Origin of the sequence: Mesorhizobium sp. M0626, assembly GCF_040320665.1 — a bacterium.
Classification (GTDB): Bacteria; Pseudomonadota; Alphaproteobacteria; order Rhizobiales; family Rhizobiaceae; genus Mesorhizobium.
On record NZ_JAMYQD010000024.1, the window covers coordinates 36,721 to 61,465 of the forward strand.

Below are 24,745 nucleotides of genomic sequence, written 5' to 3' on the forward strand. Positions count from 1 at the left end.
CTCCTATTCCTGAAAAATTCTGACATCGGCGGCGTCCCAGCCGAGTTCGACCTGATCGCCCGACGAGACCGGCCGGCGGTCGGCGGCATCGGCGGTGACACGCACCAGAAATGGTTTTGGCGACAGAGGCGTGCGGATATGCAACTGCAGGTCCAGCCCGTGATAGGCCAGCGCCTCGACCATGCCGGCGGTGCGGTTGGCGGTCTCGGGTGACGGGAACAGCCGGATGCGTTCGGGTCGCACCGAGGCCACGGCGGAAGCGCCGGGTGAAAGCGCGGCGGGAACCTTGCCGGCAATGCGCGCGCCGTTCGCGGCGATCACGCCATCCGCAGACACCTTGCCCGGTACGAAATTCATCACGCCGATGAAGTCGGCGACGAAACGGTCGGCGGGATGCTCGTAGATCGCATGCGGCGCGTCGCATTGCAGCAACTGGCCGTCCTTGAGCACCGCCATGCGGTCGGCCATGACGAGTGACTCTTCCTGGTCGTGGGTGACGATGACGAAGGTGATGCCGACTTCGTGCTGCAGGCGCTTCAGCTCCAACTGCATGGCGCCGCGCAGTTTCTTGTCGAGCGCCCCAAGCGGTTCGTCGAGCAGCAGCAACCGAGGCCGTTTGACCAGCGCGCGGGCGAGCGCGACGCGCTGCTTCTGGCCACCCGACAATTGCTCAGGCTTACGGTCGGCGAAGGGGACAAGCTCGGTGGTGGCCAGAATGGCCTCGACGCGGGAACGGATTTCAGCTTTCGGCAAGCGCTCCATCTCCAGCCCGTAGGAGACATTGGCGCGCACGCTCATATGCGGGAACAGCGCGTAGGACTGGAACATCAGATTGACCGGCCGCTTGTTGGGCGGGGTCCGGGCGATGTCTTTGCCATCGAGCAGTATGCGGCCGTCGGTTGGCGTCTCGAAGCCGGCCAGCATGCGCAGCAGCGTGGTCTTGCCGCAGCCGGAGGGTCCAAGCAGCGCGAAGAACTCGTTTTCGCGGATGTCGAGCGAGATGCCGTCGACGGCGGTGACCCGGCCGAACTTCTTCGAAACGTTATCAATGGCCAGCAGCGTGCGCGGTTCGCTCATTGGCCGATGATCCCACGGTTGAGCCGCTGCGACAGGGTCAGCGCGGTGATGGATACCGCCATGACGATGGTCGCCAGCGCGTTGATCTCCGGCGTGATGCCGAAGCGGATCATGGCGTAGATCTGCATAGGCAGCGTCGTCGAGGCGCGGCCGGCACCGGCGGTGAAGAAGGCGATGATGAACTCGTCGACCGAGAGCGTGAAGGCAAGCAGAGCGCCGGCAATCACTGCCGGCGCGATGACCGGCAATGTCACACGCCGGAAGGTGGTCAGAGCCGAGGCGCCGAGGTCGGCGGAGGCCTCGACGATCGACCAGTCGAAACTCTTTAGCCTTGCGCGCACCACCGAGCAGACGAAGGCGAGGTTGAAGACGACATGGGCGAGGATGATGGTGTGCAGGCCCATGGTCAGGTTTAGCATGGAGAAGAACGACAGCAGAGCGATCGCCAGGACGATGTCGGGGATGATCATCGGTGCGAAGATCAGCGCCTCGAGACCCCTGCCGTATTGCCGGCGCATCTCGATGCCGATGGCCAGCAGCGTGCCGAGCAGCGTGGCGATGGCCGTGGAGACCAACGCCACGATCAGCGTGTTGAGCGCAGCGGAAAGGATGGCGGAATTGCCGGCCAGCGAGGCATACCATTTCAGCGAAAAGCCCGACCATGCCGTCGGCAATCCGCCTTCGTTGAAGGACAGCGCCACCAGCACGGCGATGGGGATGTAGAGGAAGGCGAAGACGAGGGTGAGGATCGTCCGCATGCCGAGCGTACGGGTGAAGGAATGGGTCATCGCCGGCCTCCGACAATTGGAAGGCAAGCGAACGACCAGAGTCCTTCTCCCTGTTCACGGGTAGAAGATACCGGCAGGCAGATGAGGGGCAGCGCTGAGCGTCGCAAAGGTTGACGCCGCCCCTCATCCGCCCCTTCGGGGCACCTTCTCCCGGTGAACGGGGAGAAGGCAAGAATTGCGCAGCGCTCAGCCATCGGCGTCACCCTTTGCCTCAGCCGCACGCCCCGCGGCGCGGTCGGCGGCGAGCGCCTGCGCCATCAGCACCAGAAGCATGATGGCCATCAGCGCCATGGCGAGCGCTGCGCCGAACGGCCAGTCATTGGCAGTCAGGAACTGGTCGTAAACGAGGTTGCCGATCATCTGGAAGCGGCCGCCACCGAGCAGCGCCGGGGTGACGAAATTGCCGATCGACAGCACGAAGACGAAGACAGCACCCGCAGCGATGCCGGGCACGGTCAGCGGCAGGATGACACGTCGGAAAGTGGTGGCAGCGGAGGCGCCGAGATCGCGCGATGCCTCGGCCAGTTCCGGGTTGAGGCGCGACAGCGGCGCGTAGCAGGCGAGGATGACGAAGGGCAGATAGTTGTAGACGAGGCCCGCGATGACCGAGCCTTCGGTATAGAGCATCGAGGGCGGTTCGCCGGTGTAGCCGAACCAGCGCAGCAACTGGGTGATCAGCCCTTCGCGGTTCAGCAGCACGATCCAGGCATAGGTGCGGATCAGATAGTTGGACCAGAACGGCAGCACGGCGAAGAACAGGAAAATTGGCTGCCACCGGCGCGGTGCGGCCGCGATCGCATAGGCTGCGGCATAGCCAATCACCACCGCAATCAAGGTCGCGGTGCCGGCGAGACGTGCTGAGTTGAGGAAGATGCCGGCATAGAGCGGGTCGAAGACCAACCCGAAATTTTCCAGCGTCAAAGTGTAGTCGATGCCGCCATAGACGCCGCGCCGGAAGAAGGCGAGCGCCAGCACCAGGGCGCATGGCACCACCATCAGCGCGGTCAGCCAGACCAGCGCCGGGGCCATCAGCAGAGAGGAACGAAGTCGGGTCTGGGACAATTTCTCGGGTACCGCTCAGGGCCGGCGGCAGAAGTGCTGCCGGCCGTGAAGTCTGCGCCGCTTACTGCGCGGCCTTGATCTCGCTGACGATCTTGGAATAGTCGCGCTGGGCTTCGCCGACGTCACGCAACTGCTCGAACTTGACGAGATCGGCCACCGGCATCGCCATGTTGGGGAATTTGGCCAGGAAGTCGGCCGGCAGGCTTTCCATCGCCGGCTTGTTCGGCACCTTGTAGTCGATGTTCTGCGCCGCCCAGGCGTGGTTCTTGGCGTCGAGCATGAAGTTGATGAACTTGAAGGCGTCGTCCTTGTGCTCGGACGCCTTCATCACCACCATCGTGTCGACCCACAGGTCCGAACCTTCTTTAGGGATGACGTATTTGATCTCCGGCTTGTCGGCGATGCCGTAATTGCACCAGCCGTCCCAGGCCTGCACCATCAGCGCCTCGCCGGAAACCAGCTTGGAATAGAAGGTGGTGTCGTCATAGGCGAGCAGGGTCTTCTTGGCGGAGATCAAGAGGTCCTTGACCTCGGCCATCTTGGCCGGGTCGGTCTCGTTGACCGAATAGCCCTTGTCGAGCTGCCCGGCGGCCAGCAGCCAGCGATCGGTCGCCAGCATGGTGGTCTTGCCCTTCATCTCGTCGGAAGGGGCGAGCAGGTCGCTCCAGCTCGTGGGCGCCGTCTTGACAAGGTCAGAGCGGTAGCAGAGGCCCGTCGTGCCCCAGGTGTAAGGCACGGAGAAAGCGTTGCCGGCATCGTGCGGCAGCTTGGTCGCTTCGGGATAGAGGTTGGCGAGGTTGGGGATCTTGGCATGGTCGATCGGCTCGGTCAGGCCAAGCTTGTTTAATACTTCGGCGAAGGGCGAGGAGACGAAGACCACGTCATAGCCCTTGCCGCCGGCGGCAATCAGCTTGCCCATGATCTCTTCATTGGTGGCGTGCACCACCACTTCGCCGGCAACGCCGGTGGCGGTCTTGAAAGCGGCCATGGCGTCGGGTGCCATGTACCCATCCCAGTTCGAAATAACGAGGTCGGCTGCGGCGGCCGGCCCCGAGAGCGTCAGGGCGAGACCGAGAGCGATTGAGGATGTATTGAGCGCACGGCGCCGCAGGCTGGTAGCGGTCATGGCAGTCTCCCATTCGGTTTGATCGTCGAAATCATTTGCCGGACCAAGGCCGGCGACGCGCGCGCCTGCCTCGATCCTGTTCCCTCGGTCTTTTCTCGCCGATTGTGCCGACAGTACTATTGCAGAAAAAAGTACGTCAATCCATAATCTGTCAGCCGACGGAGGAATTTGGCCGATTGTCCCTGTTCCGGCGATCAGCCAGACCAATGCGCCACATTCGCATTCGAGAAAAGTCATGCAAGCCGTAGCCAGACGACCTCGCACCAACCATCTCGATCTGGCGCAGCGCATCCTGGATGTGGCGCGGCAGCGTGGCTTCGAGCCTGGCGCCCGCCTGCCCGAACAGCAGATCGCCTCGCTGTGCAATGTCTCGCGCACGCCCGTACGCGCCGCACTCGGCCTGCTCGCGGAACGGGGCGTGGCGCGCTGGGAGGCCGACAGCGGTTATCATCTGACGGTCGACCTCGCCGCCCAGCCCGCCATTGCCGCCGAACTACCCAGTGCGGAGGAAGACGAGCTCGCCGAAGCCATCCTGCGCGACCGCTCGGCGCGACGGTTGGACCAGACGGTGACCATCGCGGGGCTGATGCGACGCTACGACGCTGATCGCAAGACGGTACTAAAAGCACTTAACAAACTGACCGACGAGAATCTTCTGGATCGTGCGCCTGGGCAATCCTGGTTGTTTCGCCGCGCGCCGGACGATCCGGAGGCGCAAGGCGAAAGCTACGAGTTCCGCCTGGTGCTAGAGCCGGCGGCCATCCTGACGCCAGGCTTTCGGCTGGACGGGGCGCGGGCAGCAATGTTGCGGCAAGGCATGGAAGCGCTTGCAGCGCTGCCGGACGAGACATTCGACACGCGCGAGTTCCAGCGGCTGGACATGGATTTTCATGGCATGATCGCCGAGGGCTGCGCCAACCGTTTTGTGTCGGATGCATTGGCCGATCATCTCCGCCTGCGCCGGCTGCCGGGCATCTATTCCGGCGTCAACGTGTTTCGGCTGCGGCAATCGTTGCGCGAACACTCGGGCATACTCGACTATCTTGAAAGCCGGCAGTATGAGGTGGCTGCCGATCTGCTTCGCATCCACCTGCGGCTCTCCCGCAGCCAGCGACCGCAAGCAGCCAGCCGCGGAGCTCCCGCACTGTTCGGCATGATCAGCCGGCCGGATTGAAGAGGAATAATTGACGCGTAAAGCCAGCCCGACCATCGCGCTGTTTCCCGAAGCCAGTTTCGGCGCCGCGTTGAATTGCGTCGGTATCGCACAGGCATTGCGCGCACGGGGCGCTCGCCCCGTCTTCATCTGCCATGCCGGCTTCTCCGGCGTCTTTACCGACTATGGCTTCCAGGAATACCATCTGCCGACGGATGAGCCGCTGAGCGACAGCGAGCGGCAGAGCTATTGGCAGGCCTTCGTGCGCCGGCACCTGCCGCATTTCCGGCTGAGCCCGATCGACCAGCTCGAGACCTATGTCGCGCCGACCTGGCAAGCGATCGTCGACACCGCCGTCAACGCCGAGGCGCCGCTGCGCCAATTGCTGGCGCGGCTGAAGCCGGATGTGGTGGTGCTCGACAACGTCATCATGTTCCCGGCGATCGCCGCCGCCGGCTGCCCGTGGGTGCGCGTCGTCTCCTGTGCCGAGACGGAACTGCCGGATGCCGAGGTGCCGCCCTATCTCTCGGGGATGGGTGCCGACGACCCGCAACGTGCGGCGTTCGAAGCGCGCTATCTCGCGGCCTCCGCACCCGCGCATGAGCGCTTCAACCGTTTTCGCGCGGATGCCGGCCTGGCGCCGTTGCCCAAGGGCCTGTTCCTCGAGACATCACCCGACCTCAATCTGCTGCTGACGCCAGCGATCGTACGGCGTGAGCGGGCCGAGCCGCTCGACCCCAAACGCTTCGTTTATCTCGAAGGCTGCGTGCGCTCGGAAGGGCCGTTCGAGGTGCCGGTGTTTCCGCGCAATGGCGGGCCGCTGGTCTATGTCAGCTTCGGCAGTCTCGGCGCGATGGATGTCGGGCTGATCGAACGCATGCTCGCCGTCTTCGACCGGCTGCCGGCGCGCTTCATCGTCAATGCCGGCGGCCTGCGCGACGCCTACCGCGCGGTGCCGGACAATGTCTATCTCGACGCCTGGTTTCCGCAGCCTTCGGTGGTGGCGAAGTCGGACCTGTTTATTCATCACGGAGGAAACAACAGTTTTTGCGAGGCGCTGCGCTTCGGCGTGCCGTCGCTGATCATGCCCTATTGCTGGGACGGACATGACAATGCGCAACGCGCGGGAGAGACGGGCGTGGGCGACCATATCGGCCGCGACGCCTGGACCGAAGGGGGATTGGAGAGAGCCATTCTCGGCCTGCTGGCCGACGATGCGATGCGCGCCCGCCTCAGGGACAATGCTGCCAAGATGGCGCTGACCCCTGGAACGGATGTGGCCGCGCAAGCCATACTCTCTCTCATAGGTACGTGAACCAAAATGCAGGACAAAAATACCAACACCGCTCTCTTCACCGGCAACGATCCCAAGGCCTGGCTCGCCCAGCACGGCATAACGGAGGTCGAGTGCCTGGTGCCCGACATGAATGGCGTGCTGCGCGGCAAGGCGCTGCCGACGGTGAAATTCCTCAAGGCGCTGGAAGACCGCGCGCTCTACCTGCCGAGCAGCGCTTTCCTGGTCAGCATCGATGGCCGCTACTCCGGTTCCATCGACGAAGGCTTTGCCTATCAAGACCCGGATATGCGCATGGTGCCTGATATGTCGACGCTGTGCCTGGCGCCGGGCGGTGGCGCTGGCAAAGCCTATGTCTTCGCCGACGCCTTCCACATGGAAGGCAAGCCCTGGATGGCCTCGCCACGACATGTGCTGCGCGCCGTGCTCGATCTCTACCGGAAGCGCGGTTGGCGCGCGGTGGTGGCGCCGGAAGTCGAATTCTATCTGACCGCGCCCAATCCGAATCCCGACCAGCCGCTGACGGCACCGGTTGGCGCCAATGGCCGCGCCGAGGGCTCGCAGCATCCCTATGACATGGTGGCGCTGGAAGAATTCGAGCCGGTGATAAGGCGCGTCTATGATTATGCCGCAGCCGCCGGCCTGCCGCTCGACACGCTGATCCATGAATCGGGCACCGCGCAGCTGGAGATCAATCTGCTGCACGGCGACGCGGTGCCACTCGCCGACCAGGTGCTGCTGTTCAAGCGGCTGACTCGCCAGGCGGCGCAGCAGAGCGGCATGCACGGCACCTTCATGGCCAAGCCGATCGCCGCGCAGGCCGGCAGCTCGATGCATCTGCACATGTCTGTCGTCGATGAAACGACAGGCGCCGCGCTGTTTGCCGACAGAGATGATGCAGACACCGAAATGTTCGGCCATTTCATCGGCGGCCTGCAGAAATATGTGCCCGAGATCATGCCGCTGTTCGCACCCAACGTGAACTCGTTCCGCCGCATCCGGCCGAACCACAGCGCGCCGGCCAACATCGAATGGTCGCATGACAACCGCTCCTGCGGCCTGCGCGTGCCGGCAGGTGGCCGCGCCGCCCGGCGGGTAGAGAACCGCTTGCCGGGTGCGGATTGCAATCCCTATCTGGCGATCGCCGGTTCGCTGCTTGCCGGCTATCTCGGCGTCGAGCAGAAGCTGGCGCGCTCGGCTGAGGCCTCGGGCAATGCCTACAGGATCAAAAGCACGCTGCCGAAAACGATGGAGGAGGCGCTTGATCGTTTCACTGCTTGCGAGCCGGTGCGGGCATTGCTCGGCGAGGATTTTTTCCAGACCTATCTGCGCGTCAAGAGCGTCGAACTCGACCTGTTCCAAAGCGTGGTGACGAGTTGGGAACGCGACCATTTGCTGCTGAAGGTGTGATCATGGCCTCCGGCTCAACGGGTTTCAATTCGGGCCTCGATATCGGCAAATCCTACTATGTCGCCACCGCCAATCCGGCGCCGGACCATCCGGCGCTGGTGGGAGATGTCGGCGCCGATCTGGTGGTGGTCGGCGGCGGCTGCACCGGCCTGTCGGCCGCTCTTCATGCCGCCGAGCGCGGCCTGAAGGTGGTGCTGCTCGAAGGCGGCAAGATTGGCTGGGGCGCGTCGGGCCGCAATGGCGGCCAGATGATCCCTGGCCTGCGCAAAGGCGCCAAGGGGTTGGTCAAGCTTTACGGCCCCGAGCGGGCTAAGGCGCTGTTCGACCTCGCCTTCGAGGCGCGGGGCCTGGTGCTCGACATCATCGAGCGCCACGCCATCGATTGCGATCTGCGGCTGACCGGCCATCTCGTCGGTGCCGTTAATGGCTCCGACCTCAGGGATCTCGAAGACGAGGCCAAATGCCTCGAGAGCGTGATGAAGTTCCGCGACGTCGAGATCCTGTCGGCGGCGCAGGCACGCGGCAAGGTGGACACGCCCTATCATGGCGCGATGTATGAGCCGCTCGGCGGCCATATGCATCCGCTGAACTACACGCTCGGCCTTGCCCGTGCCGCCGTGGCGGCCGGTGTCGTCATCCACGAAAATTCGGTGGCGGTGAAACTTGAGCGCGAACCTTCGATCCGGGTCTCGACATCAAAGGGTTCGGTCAGGGCCAGGCATGTCGTGCTGGCGGGCGATGCGCTGCTGCATGGGCTGGAGCCGCGCGTCAACAGCTGCATCATGCCGGTAGGCAACTATATCGTCGCCACCGAACCGCTGGAGGGCAAACACAATGTGATCCCGGCCAATGTCGCCGTGTCCGACACACGCTTCGTCGTCAACTACTACCGCATGTCGGCGGACGGTCGGCTGCTGTTCGGCGGCGGCGAGCGCTACACGCCATCGCCGCCGGCCGACATCGCCGGCTTCGTGCGGCCGCACATGGAGGCCACCTTCCCGCAACTGAAGGGCTGCCGCATCGATCATGCCTGGGGCGGCCTGGTGTCGGTGACCACGTCGCGGCTGCCGCATGTCGGGCACTATGGCGAGGTCTATTTCGCGCATGGCTATTCCGGCAAGGGCGTCATCCTGTCAACGCTGTCGGGCAAGCTCTTGGCCGAAGCGATTACGGGCGACGCCTCGCGGCTGGACCTGTTCTCGACGCTGACGCCGATGCCGTTCCCGGGCGGTACGGCGCTGCGGGGCCCGCTCTATGTGCTGGGGATGTTGTGGTACGCCATGCGCGACCGTATCAAGCATTGAGGTTAGTACCGGCGGGCGGATCATCGGAGGATTGCATGCGTGATTTTCAGTTCCCCGGCCGCTCGCCGGTTCGCGCAACGGAAGTTATGGCGGCGACATCGCATCCGCTGGCGACGCTGGCCGCCATCGACATGCTGCGCTCAGGCGGAAATGCGATGGACGCCGCCGTCTGCGCGGCGGCGGTGCAAGGCGTCGTCGAGCCGCAATCGACCGGCATCGGCGGCGACTGTTTTGTGCTCTACAGCCCCAAAGGCGAGGGCGAGATGCTGGCCTTCAACGGCTCGGGGCGATCGCCTGCTGCTGCAAATGCCGATTGGTTTCTGGAGCGGGGCCATGGCGAACTGCCTGGAACCGGACCGCATGCCGTCACCGTTCCGGGCGCCATCGACGCGTGGTGCCGGCTGCTTGAAGATCACGGCAGGAAGGGCATCGACGCCGCGCTGGCTCCGGCCATTCGCTATGCCGAACAAGGCTATGTCGTTCATGATCGCGTCGCCTTCGACTGGGCTGACGAGGTCGCCCTGCTTTCAGCCGATGAACATGCCGCGCGCATATTCCTGCCCGAGGGAAGGGCGCCGCAAGCCGGCGATGTGCATCGGCAGCCGCACTTGGCGGACACCTTGCGCATCATCGCCAACCGAGGCCGTGCAGGGTTTTATGAAGGTGAAGTCGCGGACGATCTGGTGGAACGTCTTCGCGCGCTGGGCGGGCTGCATGCATTGGAGGATTTCGCCGAGACCCAAGGCGACTACGTCACGTCGGTGAATACGTCCTATCGCGGCTACGATATCCATCAGATGCCACCGAACAATCAGGGCATGACGGCGCTGATCATGCTGAATGTGCTTTCGGGCTTCAGCCTTGGTTCGTTGGAGCCGAACAGTGCCCAGCGGCTGCATCTCGAGATCGAAGCCGGCCGGCTTGCCTACCAGGACCGCGATACTTTCATCGGCGACCAGGATTTCGTCCAGGTCCCCGTCGAACAACTGCTGTCGGCAGCTTATGCGGAGCGGCTGCGCGCCGCCATCGATCCGGCCCTCGCCATGACGCATCTGCCGCGGCTTGAGCTGCCGCGCAGCGACACCGTCTATATCTCCGTGGTCGACCGCGACCGCAATGCAGTCAGCTTCATCAACTCGACCTTCGGTTCCTTCGGCAGCGGCGTCGTCGGTCCCAAGACAGGCGTCGTGCTGCAGAATCGCGGCAGCAGTTTTCGCCTCACGGAAGGCCATCCAAATCGTATCGCGCCGCGAAAGCGACCGATGCACACCATCATGCCTGGCATGGCGACGCGAGGGGGTAAGGTGGTGATGCCGTTCGGGGTGATGGGCGGCGGCTACCAGCCGTTCGGCCATGTCCATCTGTTGACCAACATGATCGATTTCGGGATGGACCCGCAGCAGGCACTGGATGCGCCACGGGTGTTCTACAAGGACAATGCCGTGCTGGCCGAGCGCGGGATTCCGGCTGAGGCGATCGCCGGCCTGCGTCAGAGCGGTCATCAGGTTTCGATCGCCGAGGAGCCGCATGGCGGCGGCCAGCTGGTGCTGATCGATTGGGAAAAGGGCACGCTCACCGGTGCCTCCGATCCTCGCAAGGACGGTTGTGCGCTGGGCTACTGATCTGCGTTGCTGGAATGCGCATTCAGAACCAGATCAGCCAGACAAGCTGCAGGGTTACCAGTGCAATGGCGTCCCAGAAGATGAGTTCGCCTGTCGAGAACCAGCGCCGCGACCGGTTGAAGCTGTAGAACAGCCACCAGACCAAGGCTGCGGCGGCCAGCGGCACCAAAGCGAGCAGCGTGCTCACGGCAGCCGCGCTCCCGACACAGCATCGAATGTGTGCAGCGCTGCCGGCGGAAAGCGTAGATAAAGCGGCTGGCCGGGATCGAAAGCGCGATCGTCATTCACAGTCCTGACGATCAGCGCGTTGGCCTCGCTATTGGCGAAGATCAGCACGTCCGGCTCGACCGGTTCGACGACGTCGACGGCAAACAGGATGGCGTCGCCGGCAGTCGCGTCGACAAGCTGGATCTGCTCCGGGCGAATGCCGAGCACGATGGGACCATCAGGCTTTCCCGGAAGCGGGCAAGTGAAACCGCTGGCGTGGAAGACGCCGGCGCGGACATCGCCATCGAACGTGTTCATCGCTGGACGGCCGATGAATTCGGCGATGAAGCGATTGGCAGGCCGCCGATAGATCTCGCGCGGGTCGTCGTACTGGATCAGTGCGCCTTCGCGCAACACCGCGACCCTGGTCGCCAGCGTCATCGCCTCTTCCTGGTCGTGGGTGACGAAGACGAAGGTCTTTTTCAGCTCGCGATGCAGACGCTTCAGCTCGGTGCGCATGTGGAGCCGCAACAAGGCGTCGAGATTGGACAGCGGCTCGTCCATCAGACAGAGGCTCGGCTGCCAGACGAGTGCGCGGGCCACAGCCACGCGCTGCGCCTGGCCGCCCGACAATTGCGAAGGGCGGCGGTCGAGGTAACGGGTGATTTCGAGCAGCTCGGCCATGGCGCGGACGCAGCGGTCAAGCTCGGCGGCCGGCATCTTTCGGATGCGCAAGGGATAGGCGATGTTCTCGTAGACGCTCTTATGGCTGTAGAGCGCATAGTTCTGGAACACCATGCCCATGCCGCGCAGGCGCGGCGGCAGGTCGGTGACATCGAGGCCCTCGACCATGATGCGCCCGGCGGTCGGCCGCTCCAGCCCGGCGAGCAGCCGGCAGGCTGTCGTCTTGCCGGAACCGGACGGGCCGAGCAGAACCAGGAATTCGCCGGGCTCGAAAGCAAGATCGAGCGCCTGCAGCGCCACCGTCCCGTCCGGGAAGGCCTTGGTGACGCCGTCGAAAACAATTGCCATACAAGATCCCTTCAACCCTTGACCGCGCCGAAGGTGAGGCCGCGGACGAGCTGTTTCTGGACAAGGAACGTGAAAAGCACGATCGGCAGCGTTGCCACGATCGCGACTGCCGCGACCTGTCCCCAGAGCGTGCCATGCGGCGTCACCAGCCCCGGTATGCCGACGGTCAGCGGCCGCCCGTCGAAAGCGACGAGGATGAAGGCATAGAGGAACTCGTTCCACGACAGGATGAAGCAGAGCACCGCTGTGGCGCCGATGCCGGGTGCGGCCAGCGGCGCGACGACGAAGAAGAATGCGCCGAGCCGCGAGCGGCCGTCCATCATCGCGGCCTCGTCGATCTCCCTGGGGATTTCGGCGAAGAAGCCGCGCATCATCCAGACGACGAGCGACAGGTTGAAGGAGGTGTGGGCGATCACAACGGCGTAGATGGTGTCGATCAGGCCCAGCGAGGTGAAGAACAGGAACAGCGGCACGGCGATTGAGATCGGCGGCGCCATGCGCGTGGTCAGGAAGAAGAAGAACAGGTCTTCCTTGCCGGGGAAATTGGAGCGGGCAAAGCCGTAGGCAGCCGGCGCGCCGATGACGATGCAGAGCACCGTAGACGACACCGAGATCAGCACCGAGTTGATTGCCAGCGGCCAGTATTCCTTGTCGATGAAGACGGCGGGATAGTTGGCAAGCGTCGGCGAAAAAATCCATTTCGGCACAGAAGACAGAAGATCGACGCGGTTCTTGAACGACGCCAGCACCATCCAGACATAAGGCGTCAGCGCCACCACGACGGCGACGAGCAACACCGCCCAGGCAAAGCTTTTCCAGGCGCGGTTGGTGGACTGATCGATCATCGCAGCGCCCTCAAAACGCCCCCACCTGCTTGCGGCTCGACCAGTAGACGGCCTTGTAGAAGACCGAGCACAGGATCAGCACGACGAGATAGATCATGAAGGCGACCGCGGCGCCGTAGCCGAGGTCCCAGTTACGGAAATTGACGCGGTAGGCGTAGATCGAGACCAGCTCGGTCAGCGTTCCCGGTCCGCCGCCGGTCATCAGGAAAACCTTGTCGAACTCCTTGAAGGCGTCGATGCCGCGCAGCAGCAGCACGAGCGCGATGACCGGCCGCAGCAGCGGCAGCATGACGTTTCGGAAAATCTGGAACGGTTTGGCGCCATCCATCATCGCCGCCTCGAACGGCGCGCGCGGCAGGCTCATCATCCCGGCGAGCATGATCAGGGTGACGAAAGGCGTCCACTGCCAGACATCGATGGCGACGATGGTCGGAAACACCAGGTCGGGTGCCGAAAGCACCGCCGAATTCTGCGCCAGCAGGCCGACCTTGCGCATGTAGAAGGTGAGCATGCCGAAATCGCCCTGCAACAGCAGCCGCCAGATCAGCCCGACGGCGACCGGCGCGATCATCATCGGGATGAGCAGCAGTGTGGTGAGAAGCCGCTGGCTGGCGACGAAGCGGAAGATCAGGAAGGCCAGCGCAAAGCCGAGCAGGAATTCCAGGCCGACGGCGATGATGACGAATTTCAGCGTCAGCAGGAACGATGCCCAGAAGAATGGGTCGTTGCGCATCAGCTTGCGGAAATTGTCGAAACCGACGAAGGCGCCGGCATGGCTGGCGTCGGCGAAGCTGAGGTCGGTCAGCGCGGTGTAGACCATGTAGTAGAACGGGCCGACCAGGAAGACGACGACGAGCAGCGTCGCCGGCAGCATCAAGAGCGGCCCCACCCCACGGTCGAGAAGCGGCATTCCGCGCGGCGATGGAGTGCGGTTCGTCACTGGCGTTTCCTGCGGACAAGAACGGCTACCCGCTTGTGCGGGTAGCCTCTGCGCGACATCTCAAGGCCTATCGTGCCGGATAGGTCATGGGTGCGCAAGAACCGAGCAGTGTCGAGATGTCGGTGGCGGCGGTGTCGAGGGCGGCCTGCGCCTCCTTTTCGCCGGCGAGGTAGGATGACAGTTCGCGCACTAGTATGTCGGTCATCTCGGCCGATTGCGGCAGCGTCGCCTTCGGCACCGCATGCTCGTTGGCCTCCATCGAAGCCTTGGCATAGGGCAGCTTCTGCACCTCGGCGGAGGCATAGACATCCGGCCGACCTGAAGCGCCGCCATTGAGATGCTGTTCGAGCTGGCGGTCATAGCCCATCATCCACTGGACGAAGAGGAAGGCGGCCTGCTGGTTCTTCGAATAGACCGGGATGAGATAGGTCCAGCCCTCGACCTGGCCGATCTTCCCGCCGTCGCCTTGCGGCACGAGATCGAAGCCAACCTTGCCGACCACGGTGGAGGCCGTGGTGTCGACCGACACGGCATAGGTTGCGTCGTTCCACATGATCAGCTCGGCGACCTTGGCTTGCTGCATCAGCGCCATGACATCATCCCAGAAATAGTTGAGGCTGTCCGGCGGCGAGAATTGCAGCAGGCTCTTGTAATATTCGAGCGAGGCGACGGCCTTGGGGCTGTTGACGATGACCGGGCCGCAGGCCGAGCCGCTCTTCACGTCGAGCACGTCGCCGCCGAAGGAATAAAGGAAATTGAGCCACTCATACCACAGTGCCTCATGGCGCTTGCCCTGCAGGGCGGTGCCGTAAAAACCCTGGTCGGGGCGATAGAACCATTCGGCGATATCGCGGTATTGCTTCCAGTCCTTGGCGGGAGCGAGGCCGTAGCCATACTTGGCCTTGAAGCCTGCCTGCTCCTTGGGATCGGCGAGCAGGTCCGAGCGATACCACATGAACATGTTGAGCACTGTGAAGGGGAAGCCGTACTCCTTGCCGTCATACCAGGAGATTTCGTGCCAGGCGGTCTGGTAGAGCTGCTTCTCCGGCTCGAAGCTCGGATCGCGCAAAGCCGGGTCGGCCATCATCTTGGCGATTTCGACCAGATGGTTGTTGGTGGCGAACTTGCCGAGTTCGCGATGCGGCTGGATGATGACGTCGTAGCGGCCGCGGTGCGAGTTGAGATCGAGCTGCACCTTGTTGACGGCTTCCGAGTGCTCGTACATCTCGACTTCGACATGGATGCCGGTCTGTTTTTCAAACTCCGGCGCCATCTTCTTCAGCGCTTCGAGCGGCGGCAGCGCCTCGCCGACCATGCGGATGGTCTGGCCGCTATAGGGTTTCGACGCCTCTTTCAGATCCCACGCGGCCGCTTGTGTCACTTGCCACGTCAGGGGCCACATGAATACGGCTGCGACGAGCAGTCTGGACGCGGTACGTCTCAGCGGCTTGAGCATTCTTCCCTCTCCCTAGAAGTCGTGCCTGGCGGGCCGGCGCCCGTTCTGTCATAAAATGTGTGGTACTGCAAATCAAAATGTGGCACCTTGCAACAAATGGTTGGGAGGTGTTAACAGACCGGCAGCAAACCGGCTTTCCCGACCAGGCGAGGGACCTTTCGGATGGACTTCATCTTCATGCTGACGCGCCACGATCGCACGGTCGAGGACTGTCTCGACCTGGTCGATTTGATTGAGCCGGTCGGCCTGAAGCATGTCGGCTTCAAGGATATTGGCGTCGCGCCGGATGTGCTGCGCAAGCTCGCTGTCGCCATTGGCCGGACAGGCGCCACCACTTACATGGAAGTTGTCTCGACGACGGCTGAGGCCTGCCTTAATTCCGCGCGCATCGCCAGGGATCTCGGCATCCAGCGCCTGCTCGGTGGTACCCAGGTCGACGAGATCATGGCGTTGCTGGAGGGGAGCGGCACCGAATACTACCCTTTTCCCGGGCGGCCGGTCGGCCATCCGACCAAGCTCGGCGGTTCGGCCGAGGATGTCGAGGCCGACTGCCGCGCCTTCGCCGAGAAGGGTTGTGCGGGATGCGACATCCTCGCCTATCGCGCCACCGAGGCCGACCCGGCCGAACTGGTGCGCGCAGCCCGGCGCGGGCTTGGTCCGTCGCGGCATCTGATCGTCGCCGGCGCTGTGGCATCAGCCGATCGGATCAAGGCAATCAAGCTGGCCGGCGCCAACGCTTTTACCATTGGCACAGCGGTTTTCGATGGCTCCTATTCGCCGACGAAAGGTTCTATCCTCTCGCAACTGCGGGATGTCCTCGCGGATTGCGAGCGCGTCTAATGCCAGTCATCGGCATCGATCTCGGCACACAAAGCCTGAAGGCGATCGTTGTCGATGACGAATTGCGGCTGCGTGGCGAGGCCGCTGTGTTGTACCAGCCGGCCTTCCCGGCGCCCGGCTGGGCCGAACAGAACCCGGCGCTGTGGCTGGCGGCGCTCAAGCCGGCCATTGCCGGCGCGCTCGACAAGGCTGGGCTTGCGCCGTCCGACATCAAGGGCATTGCCATTGCCGGCCAGCTCGACGGCTGCGTCGCGGTCGATGGCAATGGTGAGGCGCTGGCTCCGTGCATCATCTGGATGGACCGGCGGGCGGCAGGAGAGATCGCCGGCATCGATCCGGACTTCATCCGTGAGCGCACCGGTCTCGTTCTGGACGCCACTCATATGGCGGCGAAAATCCGCTGGGCAGCGCGCAACCTGCCCGAAGCGCGCCGGGTGGCGCTCTGGCATCAACCGGTATCGTTCGTGGTCGCGGCGCTGTGCGGTCGTGCCGTCATCGATCACGCGCTGGCCTCGACAACCATGCTCTATGGACTGAAGGAGCACAACTACGCCGGCGATCTGCTGGCCGCCTTCGACATCGATGCAGATAAATTGCCCGGCATCGACGATGCATCTGAGATCGCCGGCGCCTTGACGCACGCCGGCGCCGAGCTCACCGGTTTGCCTGTGGGCACGCCGCTGGCGGTCGGCACCGGCGATGATTTTTCGGCCGCCATAGGCGCCGGGGTCGTCGTGCCCGGTGTCGTCGCCTGCAATCTCGGCACGGCCGAAGTGGTCGGCGCGGTGTCCGGCACGCTTCGCCTCGACCCCGGCGGCCTGGTCGAGACCCATGGCTTTCTCGGCGACGGCTATTTCATCTCCAATCCCGGATGGCTCTCGGGCGGCGCGGTGACGTGGTTTCTAACAACCTTCGGCGTCGATTCGCCGGCGGCGATGTCGGAACTGGCGGCGACGGTGGTTGCCGGCAGCGACGATTTGCTGTTCCTGCCGGCCTTGTCCGGTGCCATGGCGCCGCGCTGGATCGCCGAAGCGCGTGCCGCTTTCTACGGCCTGACATCCTTCCACGGCAAAGCGGCCTGCGCTCGCGCAGTGCTGGAAGGCTGCGCCTTCGCCATGCGCGACGTTGTCGACCGGCTGGACGAGCTCGGCATAACAACCGGGCGCATCCGGCTCTCAGGCGGTGGCGCGCGCAGCCGGGTGTGGGGGCAAATCCGGGCCGATGTCAGCGGCAGGCCGGTCGAGATCGCGGGTGCGGCCGATGCCTCGCCGATCGGTGCGGCAATCCTTGCCGCCGCGGCCGTCGGCCTTACCTCCTCAGTGCAGCAGGCGGCTGAAAGGCTGGCCGGCCACGTCGAGACGATCGACCCTGATCCTTCCGCCAAGGCCGCCTACGACAGAAGTTACCGCCGGTATCGCACCTTGTTCGATGCCCTGACCCCGCTTCATGCTGACTGACCGGACTGCATCCTATGTCCAGACAAATGCTCGATCGCCTTATTGCCGGCACGCTGCCTGACCCGGACAGCCAGGGAATGCTGTCGGTGCCGCTGAAGACCATCGTCATAGGGCGCGGTCTCGGCGACGAGGCCGATGCGCTGGTCAAGCCGCTGCCGCTCGGCCGCAAGCTCGCCGTGGTCATGGATCCCGACACAAGGCTGGCGCTGGGTGAGAGGGTGTCGATCGCACTGCGTGGCAGCAGCGATGTCGACAAGATCATCCTGCCGCGCCATCCGCATCCGGACATGGACGCGGTGCGATCGGTGATCGCACGCACGAAAGACGCCAGCGGCCTGGTCGCGGTCGGATCTGGCTCGATCAACGACATCACCAAATATGCTGCCCATCTCACCCAAAAACCTTATGCGGTGTTCGGCACCGCGCCATCGATGAACGGCTACACCTCGGTGTCGGCGGCAATCACCGAGGACGGCCTCAAGAAATCGCTGACGGCCAGCCTGCCGGTCGGCGTCTTCCTCGATCTCGATGTCATGGCGCGGGCGCCGCACCGGCTGATCGCTGCCGGCTTCGGCGATTCGATGGCGCGGCCGACCGCGCAGACCGATTGGCTGATGGCGCATCTGTTGCTCGGCACGCCCTACAGGCAGGCGCCGTTCATGCTTCTGGCCGAGGACGAGAAGGCGCTCATCGCCAAGGCCGGCGAACTCGGGACCGGCGACCTTGAGGCGATGGAAGTGCTGGTGCGCACGCTGGTCATGTCCGGTCTCGGCATGACACTGTGCGGCGGCTCTTATCCGGCCAGCCAGGGCGAACATCTGATCGCCCACTATATCGACATGCGGGGCCAGGGATTGCCTGAGGCGCATCACGGCGAACACATAGCGGTGACGACGTTGACGATGGCGCGGCTGCAGGAGCGCGTGCTGGCACTGCCGGAGCTGCAGCTCGCGCCGTTCGCGGATACGCCAGAACGCTTCATCGAGATCTTCGGCGAAACGCTCGGACGTTCCTGCTGGGCGGCATTCAAGCCCAAGCTGCTGGACCGCGAACGGGCAGACGTCATCAACACCATGCTGGCCAGGCAGTGGCGCTCGCATCGCGAAAGGCTGCTGCGGGTGGCACGCCCGGCGCGCGAGATCGCGGCAGCACTGCGTGCCGCCGGCGCGCCGACCACGCCGCAAGAGGTCGCCATACCCGCTGGCTTCTACGACGAGGCGGTCGCCAATGCGCGGCTGATCCGCGACAGGTTCACCATGCTCGACGTCGCTGCTGCCTCGCTCGAAACGGTTGCGGCGGGAGCCTGAGCGGGTGCTGCGTCCGCTCACCGACTTCACCGCGCCGGACCGGCGCAACATCGCTGTCGTGCTGACCGACATAGACGACACCTTGACCGACAAGGGTCGGTTGCCGGCAAAAGCCTATGCGGCGCTCGAGCGGCTGAAGCAGGCCGGCTTCATTGTCGCGCCGGTTACCGGCCGCCCTGCCGGCTGGTGCGACCTGATCGCCCGGCAATGGCCGGTGGACGGCGTGATCGGCGAGAACGGCGCCTTCTATTTCCGCTACGACGACGCCAAAAAGCGGATTGTTCGCCACTACGCCAAGAGCGCTGCCGAACGGCAGGCCGATGCCGCGCGCCTCAAGGAGATCGAGCAAACCGTTCTGCGCGAAGTTCCGGGTGCGGCGGTCGCGGCCGACCAGGCCTATCGCGAGGCCGATCTGGCGATCGATTTTTGCGAGGACGTGGCGCCGCTGCCCAAAACCGAGGTTCTGAAGATCGTCGGCATCTTCCAGCGCTATGGCGCGACGGCGAAAATCTCGTCCATCCACGTCAATGGCTGGTTCGGCAAATACGACAAACTGTCGACAAGCCGGCTATTCTTGCAGGACTGTTTCGGTATAGATATCGACCACGACAAGGACAGCATTGTCTTCGTCGGCGATAGTCCAAACGATGCGCCAATGTTCGGCTTCTTCCCCAACAGCGTCGGCGTCGCTAATGTGCTGGACTTCGCCGGCGAGCTTCCGGCGTCTCCCGCCTTCGTCACAAGCGGGCGCGGCGCGAAGGGATTTGCCGAGTTTGGCGACGCGCTGATTGCTGCAAAGGGAATGGAATAGTCATGGACCAAGGCCGACTGACGAAGAAGGAGCGGCACGCGCTTATCCTTTCGGAAGTGCGCCGGTCGGCGTCGATACGCATCTCCAAGCTCGCACGGCGCATCGGCGTCGCCGGCGAGACCATCCGCCGCGATCTCATCGAACTCGGCGATGCCGGGCTGATCAACCGCACCTATGGCGGTGCGACGATCTCGCTGGTGACATCAGAACCGGTGATTTCGGAGCGTGGCCTGACCCTGATCGAGGAGCGCGCCCGCATCGGCCGCGGCGCGGCAAGCCTTGTCGAGAAGGGCCAGATCGTGATGATCGATGGCGGTTCGACCACCTATGAGGTGGCGCGCAACCTTTCGCAGCTGAAGCGCGACCTGACCATCATCACCAATTCCACCGGAGTGGCCTCTGTGGCCGGCGCCAATCCGACCTTTCGGGTGCTGCTCTGCCCCGGGACCTATGATAGCCGGGAAGGCAGCGTGTTGGGCGAAGACACCGTCGAGTTCCTGCGCCGCTACAATGCCGACGTCGCCATTATCGGGGCATCGGGGATAAGCGCCGATGGTCCGAGCGACATGATCTCGGGCGCCGCAGCCGTTAAACGCGCGATGATATCGCGTTCATTGTCGACGGTGCTGGTGGTGACCCACGACAAGTTTGGCCGCAGCAGTCTCGAACGCATCTGCGGGCTCGATGACATTGCCGATATCGTCACCGACACCGAACCGAAGGCCGACCTGCGCACTGCTGCCGAACAGGCGGGCACGGAGCTGCATGTGTTTGCCGCCGACTGATCAGCAACTGCCTATCCGGCGGCATCCCGGTTGGTCAGCGCGATGTGGCAGCAGCCGGGGCCGTGGCCCGGCGTCCAGGTGACATTGTCGAAGCGCACGCCCGTTGCCTCGAACAGACCACGGTCGAAAGCGCCGGCGATGCGGCAGAGCGTGGCGAGTTTTTCATCACCGACACCGGCCTCGACCCAGGCGTCCTTCAGCGGACAACGCTTCACCTTGAAGGCGATGTGGTCCGGCCCGCGCTCGACATCGGTCGGATACATCAGGCCGCCATCCGGGCTGACGGCCAAAAATGCCTCGCCGATGGCCGGCGCGTCGTTAGGTCCGAAACGGGCGAAGGCGGCCGCCGCCACCTCCTTGCCGCGCTGCTCGATGGTGCGGATCATGATCGCCTCGGCCTTTTCCGCGCCGAGTTCGCCGGTCAGCTCGTCGAGAAACAGACGGTAGAGATCGGCGCGGTTGCGGAAGGCGGAATCGAGTTCGCGCGAGAGTTTTTCGGCTCTGGCTTCTGGTTCGGTCATGGTACTTGCCTGCTGCTTCTGTCCAATCTTGGCGCCGCCGCAACCAGCGCCTTGCCGATTGCCGACTGCGGCGCGTCGATAACGTTGCGGGCGTCGCCGCTCTCGGCGATCCGCCCGGCGTTGAGAAGAACGACGCGGTGGGCGATGGCCCGTACGACGCCGAGATCATGCGAAATGAAGAGATAGGCGATCCGTTCCCTGGCTTGCAGGTCGAGCAGCAACTCAAGGATCTGTCCACGGACCGAAACGTCGAGCGCCGACACCGCCTCGTCGAGCACGATCAGCGACGGTTTGGTCGCGATGGCTCGGGCGATGGCGACGCGCTGGCGCTGGCCGCCGGAGATTTCGTGAATGGCGCGCGGGGCGAGATCGGCTGCCAGCCCGACGCGATCCAGCAAGGCAGCAATGCGGGCCGGCCTCTCGGCGCGGGAAGCGATGGCATGGATGCGCAAGGGATCGTCAAGCACGCGAGCCACCGTGGCGCGCGGGTTGAACGCGGCGAGCGGATCCTGGAACACCATTTGCAGGCGCGCGCGCTTGGTGCGCAGGGCCGCACCCTTCAAGAGCAGAAAGTCATCGCCTTCGAACTGGACGGTGCCGGCGTCGGGCTCGATCAACCTAAGCACCAGCCGCGCGATCGTCGACTTGCCGCTGCCGGAGGGCCCGGCCAGCGCCAGCGTCTCGCCGGGTTCGATGGCGAAGGAGACACCGTCGACGGCCGCGATGGCCTTGCCGCCACGACGGTATCGCTTGGTAAGACCGGAGACGGTGAGCAAGTTCATGCCGGCGCCCGTCGTAGCAGCGGATCGGCGTCGAGGCCGAGATGGGCGTCGAGCAGCGTTCGCGTATAGGCATGGCGCGGGGCGTTTATGATTTGCTCCGTCGGGCCGAGTTCGATCAGTTCGGCGTTCCGGAATACAGCGATACGCTCTGCGAGTTCGGCGGCCAGCGCGATGTCGTGGCTGATGAACAGCAGCGTCATGCCGTCCTCCGCCACCAGTTGCCGAATGAGGCTGACGATTTCGGCTTGCACAATGGTGTCCAGCGCGCTGGTCGCCTCATCGGCGATCAGCAATTTCGGTCCGGCGGCAATCGCCGCGGCGATCGCCACGCGCTGCTTCTGGCCGCCGGAGAGCTGGTGCGGGAAAGCACGCATGGCGGTTTGTGGGTCGGGCAGCCGGACACGTTGGAGCAGGGTTTTGGCTTTGGCGTAAGCTTGTGGCCAGTCGAGGCCGAGGTGGGTGCAGGCGACTTCGGCGATCTGTTTGCCGACGGTCATGACGGGGTCGAGGCTGGCGGAGGGGTCCTGGAAGACGAAACCAATGTCGCGGCCGGGAAGGGGGCTTGCGACGGATAGTTTGCGCTCTACGGCGCCCCCCTCTGTCCTGCCGGACATCTCCCCCGCAAGGGGGGAGATTGCTCTCTCATCTCCGCCTTCGCCAACCACGAACGTTGCAGAAGGGAAGCCGTCGGCAAAGCTGCTGATCTCCCCCCTTGCGGGGGAGATGTCCGGCAGGACAGAGGGGGGTGCCTTGACGCCTGCCTCTCCTGTAGATCTCAGGAACCAATCGATCCTTCCCTTAACCTTGGCTGACCCCGGCAGCAGTCCAGCCACCGCCAGCGCCAGCGTGCTCTTGCCCGAACCGCTTTCGCCAATGATCGCCAGCCGCTCGCCGGCAATAACATCCAGGCTGACCCCCTTCAGCGCCGTCACCTCGCTGCCATCTCGCCGATAGCGCACTGACAGATCGCGTATCTCAGCCAGTGCGGTCACGACAGGCTCCTCCGCACCGCCGTCGTTTCGACCACGCCTTCGCCGGTGAGATAGACGCCAAGCACGGTCAGCACCAAGGCGATGCCCGGAACGATCGACAGAAAGGGCGCGGTGCGCAGCACAGTGCGGCCCTCGGCGATCATGCCGCCCCAAGTGACGCGATTGGGGTCGCCGAGACCGAGGAAGGACAGCGCTGCCTCGGTGAGGATCGCGGCGGCCACGATCACCGAGGACAAGGCCAGCACCGGCGGCAACGCGTTGGGCAACACCTCGCGAAAAGCGATCTCAAGCGGATGCATGCCGATGACGCGAGCGCCGGCGACGTAATCGCGCTCGCGGATCGACAGCACTTCGGCGCGCGCTACACGCGCCGGTCCGGTCCAGGTGCCAAGCGCTATTGCCGTGACGACGACGCCGAGCGACGGCCCGACGACGCTGACGAAGGCCAGCGCCAGGAGAAAACTCGGCACGGTCTGGAAGGCATCGGTGATGCGCATCAGCCCCTCGTCCACAAGGCCGCCGGCAAAGCCGGCCAGCGTGCCGACGACCGCGCCGATGAAGAGTGCCGCCGCTGCCGCCGCCAGGCCGACCGCCAGCGAGGTGCGGGCGCCGTGGAACAGTTCGGCCAGCACGTCACGGCCGAGCCGGTCGGTGCCGAGCGGCAGCGACCAGTCCTGGAAGGGCGGCAGCAGTGCTGGTCCGGCAATGGCCTGCGGGTCGCCGGGGAAGAGCAGCGACGCAAACAGCGCCATGGCGAACAGAAGCGCCAGGATGATCGCGCCGGCGACCGCTTCCGGCCGGCGCAGGAACCGCGGCAGCGCGCTCACGCGCTGGCCTCGCCGGCGCCGACGCGCGGGTCGAGGAAGGCGTAGGCGATGTCGACGGCAAGGTTGACGGCAATGACGAGGACGGCGCTGGTGAGGATGATGCCGAGCAGCAGCGGCGTGTCGCGCGAAGCGACCGCTTCCTGCGCCAGCCGGCCGAGCCCGGGCACGGCAAAGACGCTTTCGATGACGACGCTGCCGCCCAGCATCTGCGCCGATTGCAGGCCGAGCATGGTGACCAGCGGCAAGAGCGCGTTGCGGGCGACATGGGCGAGCACGATGCGGCGGCGTGACAGCCCCCTGGCGCGGGCGGCGAGCACAAAATCCTGCCGCCACGCCTCGGCCATGCCGGCGCGCATCATGCGCAGATAGAGCGCGAGATAGATGAAGCCGAGCGCGGAAACCGGCAGGACGAGGTGGACGGCGACGTCGGTGGCGCGGTCAAAACCGGTCTTGTCCGAGGCCAGGCTCTCGATGCCGCCGATCGGCAGCCAGCGCAGGTCGACGGCAAAGACGACGATCAGCACCAGGCCAAGCCAGAAACCCGGCACGGCATAAAGCGCCAGCGAGCCGATCGACAGGAAGCAGTCGCGAAAGCTGCCGGGTCTGGCGCCGGCGTGGATGCCGAGCGCCGAGCCCAAACCGAAGGAGAGCGCGGTGGCGGTCACCATCAAGAGCAGTGTCGTCGGCAGGCGTTCCAGGATGACATCGCGAATTGGCCGCGAGAAGGTAACGGACTGGCCGAGGTCGAAATGCAGCAGCGCCCAGAGATAGTTCGCGAGCCGTGTCAGCTCGGACTGGTCGAGGCCCCAGCGATGACGCAGCAATTCGATCATGCCGGCGTCGCCGCCGGTCGAGACGATGTAGGCGTCGACCGCGTCACCGGGGGCGGCTTCCAGGAGGAGGAATGTGCCGATGATGACGATCAGCAGCACGAAGATGCTGCCGACGAGGCGACGGCGAATGAGGGTGAGGGCACGGGTCATGGCTGCCTTACCCTCCCCCTTGTGGGGAGGGTCGATCCGCGAAGCGGAGCGGGGTGGGGGTTCTCGTAGGGCGCTACCCCCACCCCGTCGAGCGGCTGCCGCTGCGCAGCAACCGCTCGCCGAC

24 protein-coding genes are annotated in these 24,745 nt (G+C 64.5%); 10 read left to right on the forward strand and 14 right to left on the reverse strand.

The features are described 5' to 3' along the window. Positions 1-3: 3 nt before the first annotated feature. From NKI37_RS27025 to NKI37_RS27040, 4 genes are all read right to left on the reverse strand, one after another. Positions 4-1,077, reverse strand: a complete 1,074-nt coding sequence (locus NKI37_RS27025) for an ABC transporter ATP-binding protein (protein ID WP_352757865.1) — start codon at positions 1,075-1,077, stop codon at positions 4-6. After that, on the reverse strand, positions 1,074-1,865 hold the full coding sequence (locus NKI37_RS27030; protein WP_023672946.1) for an ABC transporter permease: 792 nt from the start codon (positions 1,863-1,865) through the stop codon (positions 1,074-1,076). Before NKI37_RS27030 ends, NKI37_RS27025 begins: the two co-directional genes overlap by 4 nt. A gap of 186 nt (positions 1,866-2,051) precedes the next feature. After that, positions 2,052-2,894, reverse strand: a complete 843-nt coding sequence (locus tag NKI37_RS27035) for an ABC transporter permease (protein ID WP_352791146.1) — start codon at positions 2,892-2,894, stop codon at positions 2,052-2,054. Between the two features lie 94 nt (positions 2,895-2,988). After that, positions 2,989-4,053 (reverse strand): polyamine ABC transporter substrate-binding protein, encoded by a 1,065-nt coding sequence (locus NKI37_RS27040; RefSeq protein WP_023698839.1) that lies wholly within the window; start codon positions 4,051-4,053, stop codon positions 2,989-2,991. Between the two features lie 235 nt (positions 4,054-4,288). On the opposite strand from NKI37_RS27040, the gene NKI37_RS27045 reads away from it, so the two are divergent. Genes NKI37_RS27045 through ggt form a run of 5 tightly spaced genes read left to right on the forward strand, consistent with a single transcriptional unit; the run spans position 4,289 to position 10,836 of the window. After that, on the forward strand, positions 4,289-5,227 hold the full coding sequence (locus NKI37_RS27045; protein ID WP_023824664.1) for a GntR family transcriptional regulator: 939 nt from the start codon (positions 4,289-4,291) through the stop codon (positions 5,225-5,227). A gap of 10 nt (positions 5,228-5,237) precedes the next feature. Beyond that, complete coding sequence (locus NKI37_RS27050) at positions 5,238-6,521, forward strand: glycosyltransferase (protein ID WP_023685713.1); 1,284 nt, start codon at positions 5,238-5,240, stop codon at positions 6,519-6,521. 6 nt (positions 6,522-6,527) lie between these two features. Beyond that, the gene (locus NKI37_RS27055) at positions 6,528-7,910 is read left to right on the forward strand and encodes a glutamine synthetase family protein (protein WP_352791137.1); all 1,383 of its coding nucleotides are present in this window, start codon (positions 6,528-6,530) and stop codon (positions 7,908-7,910) included. 2 nt (positions 7,911-7,912) lie between these two features. Next, positions 7,913-9,214, forward strand: coding sequence for an NAD(P)/FAD-dependent oxidoreductase (locus NKI37_RS27060; RefSeq protein WP_352791135.1), 1,302 nt, complete (start codon positions 7,913-7,915; stop codon positions 9,212-9,214). A gap of 35 nt (positions 9,215-9,249) precedes the next feature. Further along, positions 9,250-10,836, forward strand: coding sequence for a gamma-glutamyltransferase (ggt, locus tag NKI37_RS27065; protein WP_352791133.1), 1,587 nt, complete (start codon positions 9,250-9,252; stop codon positions 10,834-10,836). Positions 10,837-10,858: 22 nt separating this feature from the next. Here the strand turns inward: ggt and NKI37_RS27070 are convergent, their stop codons facing one another. From NKI37_RS27070 to NKI37_RS27090, 5 genes are all read right to left on the reverse strand, one after another. After that, a complete protein-coding gene (locus NKI37_RS27070; RefSeq protein ID WP_023701459.1) occupies positions 10,859-11,023 on the reverse strand; it encodes a hypothetical protein in 165 nt (54 codons plus the stop codon). Continuing rightward, positions 11,020-12,075, reverse strand: a complete 1,056-nt coding sequence (locus NKI37_RS27075) for an ABC transporter ATP-binding protein (protein ID WP_023685718.1) — start codon at positions 12,073-12,075, stop codon at positions 11,020-11,022. Before NKI37_RS27075 ends, NKI37_RS27070 begins: the two co-directional genes overlap by 4 nt. A gap of 11 nt (positions 12,076-12,086) precedes the next feature. Further along, positions 12,087-12,920, reverse strand: coding sequence for a carbohydrate ABC transporter permease (locus tag NKI37_RS27080; protein WP_352521611.1), 834 nt, complete (start codon positions 12,918-12,920; stop codon positions 12,087-12,089). A 10-nt stretch (positions 12,921-12,930) separates the two neighbouring features. Then, positions 12,931-13,860 carry a carbohydrate ABC transporter permease gene (locus NKI37_RS27085; RefSeq protein ID WP_155923309.1) on the reverse strand — a complete coding sequence of 310 codons (930 nt, stop codon included), beginning with the start codon at positions 13,858-13,860 and terminating at the stop codon, positions 12,931-12,933. A 67-nt stretch (positions 13,861-13,927) separates the two neighbouring features. Beyond that, positions 13,928-15,316, reverse strand: coding sequence for an ABC transporter substrate-binding protein (locus NKI37_RS27090; protein WP_352791131.1), 1,389 nt, complete (start codon positions 15,314-15,316; stop codon positions 13,928-13,930). 162 nt (positions 15,317-15,478) lie between these two features. Here NKI37_RS27090 and NKI37_RS27095 point away from each other — a divergent pair, with 162 nt between their 5' ends. Genes NKI37_RS27095 through NKI37_RS27115 form a run of 5 tightly spaced genes read left to right on the forward strand, consistent with a single transcriptional unit; the run spans position 15,479 to position 20,516 of the window. Continuing rightward, entirely contained in the window at positions 15,479-16,156 is a 678-nt protein-coding gene (locus NKI37_RS27095; RefSeq protein WP_023712278.1) for a beta/alpha barrel domain-containing protein, read from the forward strand. Continuing rightward, positions 16,156-17,613, forward strand: a complete 1,458-nt coding sequence (locus NKI37_RS27100) for a xylulokinase (RefSeq protein ID WP_352791129.1) — start codon at positions 16,156-16,158, stop codon at positions 17,611-17,613. Before NKI37_RS27095 ends, NKI37_RS27100 begins: the two co-directional genes overlap by 1 nt. 14 nt (positions 17,614-17,627) lie before the next feature. Next, positions 17,628-18,920: an iron-containing alcohol dehydrogenase gene (locus NKI37_RS27105; protein ID WP_352791127.1), complete on the forward strand. Its 1,293-nt coding sequence runs from the start codon at positions 17,628-17,630 to the stop codon at positions 18,918-18,920. A 7-nt stretch (positions 18,921-18,927) separates the two neighbouring features. Beyond that, a complete protein-coding gene (locus NKI37_RS27110) occupies positions 18,928-19,731 on the forward strand; it encodes an HAD-IIB family hydrolase (protein WP_027048953.1) in 804 nt (267 codons plus the stop codon). Positions 19,732-19,733: 2 nt separating this feature from the next. Beyond that, positions 19,734-20,516 (forward strand): DeoR/GlpR family DNA-binding transcription regulator, encoded by a 783-nt coding sequence (locus NKI37_RS27115; RefSeq protein WP_352791125.1) that lies wholly within the window; start codon positions 19,734-19,736, stop codon positions 20,514-20,516. 11 nt (positions 20,517-20,527) lie between these two features. Here NKI37_RS27115 and NKI37_RS27120 read toward each other — a convergent pair whose 3' ends face one another. From NKI37_RS27120 to NKI37_RS27140, 5 genes are read right to left on the reverse strand one after another with little or no spacing between them, the layout of a single operon-like run. Beyond that, on the reverse strand, positions 20,528-21,037 hold the full coding sequence (locus NKI37_RS27120) for an L-2-amino-thiazoline-4-carboxylic acid hydrolase (protein WP_023704257.1): 510 nt from the start codon (positions 21,035-21,037) through the stop codon (positions 20,528-20,530). Next, a complete protein-coding gene (locus NKI37_RS27125) occupies positions 21,034-21,819 on the reverse strand; it encodes an ATP-binding cassette domain-containing protein (protein ID WP_352791124.1) in 786 nt (261 codons plus the stop codon). The genes NKI37_RS27120 and NKI37_RS27125 overlap by 4 nt, the downstream gene beginning before the upstream one ends. Further along, entirely contained in the window at positions 21,816-22,811 is a 996-nt protein-coding gene (locus NKI37_RS27130) for an ABC transporter ATP-binding protein (RefSeq protein ID WP_352791123.1), read from the reverse strand. Before NKI37_RS27130 ends, NKI37_RS27125 begins: the two co-directional genes overlap by 4 nt. Beyond that, complete coding sequence (locus NKI37_RS27135; RefSeq protein WP_352794610.1) at positions 22,808-23,638, reverse strand: ABC transporter permease; 831 nt, start codon at positions 23,636-23,638, stop codon at positions 22,808-22,810. Before NKI37_RS27135 ends, NKI37_RS27130 begins: the two co-directional genes overlap by 4 nt. Continuing rightward, a complete protein-coding gene (locus NKI37_RS27140; protein WP_352791119.1) occupies positions 23,635-24,621 on the reverse strand; it encodes an ABC transporter permease in 987 nt (328 codons plus the stop codon). The genes NKI37_RS27135 and NKI37_RS27140 overlap by 4 nt, the downstream gene beginning before the upstream one ends. Between the last annotated feature and the right edge of the window lie 124 nt (positions 24,622-24,745).

What these genes read in the sequence shown, in the direction of transcription:
- NKI37_RS27025 (WP_352757865.1), bottom strand. Translation starts at nt 1,077, where the DNA reads ATGAGCGAACCGCGCACGCTGCTGGCCATTGATAACGTTTCGAAGAAG.
- NKI37_RS27030 (WP_023672946.1), bottom strand. Translation starts at nt 1,865, where the DNA reads ATGACCCATTCCTTCACCCGTACGCTCGGCATGCGGACGATCCTCACC.
- NKI37_RS27035 (WP_352791146.1), bottom strand. Translation starts at nt 2,894, where the DNA reads ATGGCCCCGGCGCTGGTCTGGCTGACCGCGCTGATGGTGGTGCCATGC.
- NKI37_RS27040 (WP_023698839.1), bottom strand. Translation starts at nt 4,053, where the DNA reads ATGACCGCTACCAGCCTGCGGCGCCGTGCGCTCAATACATCCTCAATC.
- NKI37_RS27045 (WP_023824664.1), top strand. Translation starts at nt 4,289, where the DNA reads ATGCAAGCCGTAGCCAGACGACCTCGCACCAACCATCTCGATCTGGCG.
- NKI37_RS27055 (WP_352791137.1), top strand. Translation starts at nt 6,528, where the DNA reads ATGCAGGACAAAAATACCAACACCGCTCTCTTCACCGGCAACGATCCC.
- NKI37_RS27060 (WP_352791135.1), top strand. Translation starts at nt 7,913, where the DNA reads ATGGCCTCCGGCTCAACGGGTTTCAATTCGGGCCTCGATATCGGCAAA.
- ggt (WP_352791133.1), top strand. Translation starts at nt 9,250, where the DNA reads ATGCGTGATTTTCAGTTCCCCGGCCGCTCGCCGGTTCGCGCAACGGAA.
- NKI37_RS27075 (WP_023685718.1), bottom strand. Translation starts at nt 12,075, where the DNA reads ATGGCAATTGTTTTCGACGGCGTCACCAAGGCCTTCCCGGACGGGACG.
- NKI37_RS27080 (WP_352521611.1), bottom strand. Translation starts at nt 12,920, where the DNA reads ATGATCGATCAGTCCACCAACCGCGCCTGGAAAAGCTTTGCCTGGGCG.
- NKI37_RS27090 (WP_352791131.1), bottom strand. Translation starts at nt 15,316, where the DNA reads ATGCTCAAGCCGCTGAGACGTACCGCGTCCAGACTGCTCGTCGCAGCC.
- NKI37_RS27095 (WP_023712278.1), top strand. Translation starts at nt 15,479, where the DNA reads ATGGACTTCATCTTCATGCTGACGCGCCACGATCGCACGGTCGAGGAC.
- NKI37_RS27100 (WP_352791129.1), top strand. Translation starts at nt 16,156, where the DNA reads ATGCCAGTCATCGGCATCGATCTCGGCACACAAAGCCTGAAGGCGATC.
- NKI37_RS27105 (WP_352791127.1), top strand. Translation starts at nt 17,628, where the DNA reads ATGTCCAGACAAATGCTCGATCGCCTTATTGCCGGCACGCTGCCTGAC.
- NKI37_RS27115 (WP_352791125.1), top strand. Translation starts at nt 19,734, where the DNA reads ATGGACCAAGGCCGACTGACGAAGAAGGAGCGGCACGCGCTTATCCTT.
- NKI37_RS27120 (WP_023704257.1), bottom strand. Translation starts at nt 21,037, where the DNA reads ATGACCGAACCAGAAGCCAGAGCCGAAAAACTCTCGCGCGAACTCGAT.
- NKI37_RS27125 (WP_352791124.1), bottom strand. Translation starts at nt 21,819, where the DNA reads ATGAACTTGCTCACCGTCTCCGGTCTTACCAAGCGATACCGTCGTGGC.
- NKI37_RS27140 (WP_352791119.1), bottom strand. Translation starts at nt 24,621, where the DNA reads ATGACCCGTGCCCTCACCCTCATTCGCCGTCGCCTCGTCGGCAGCATC.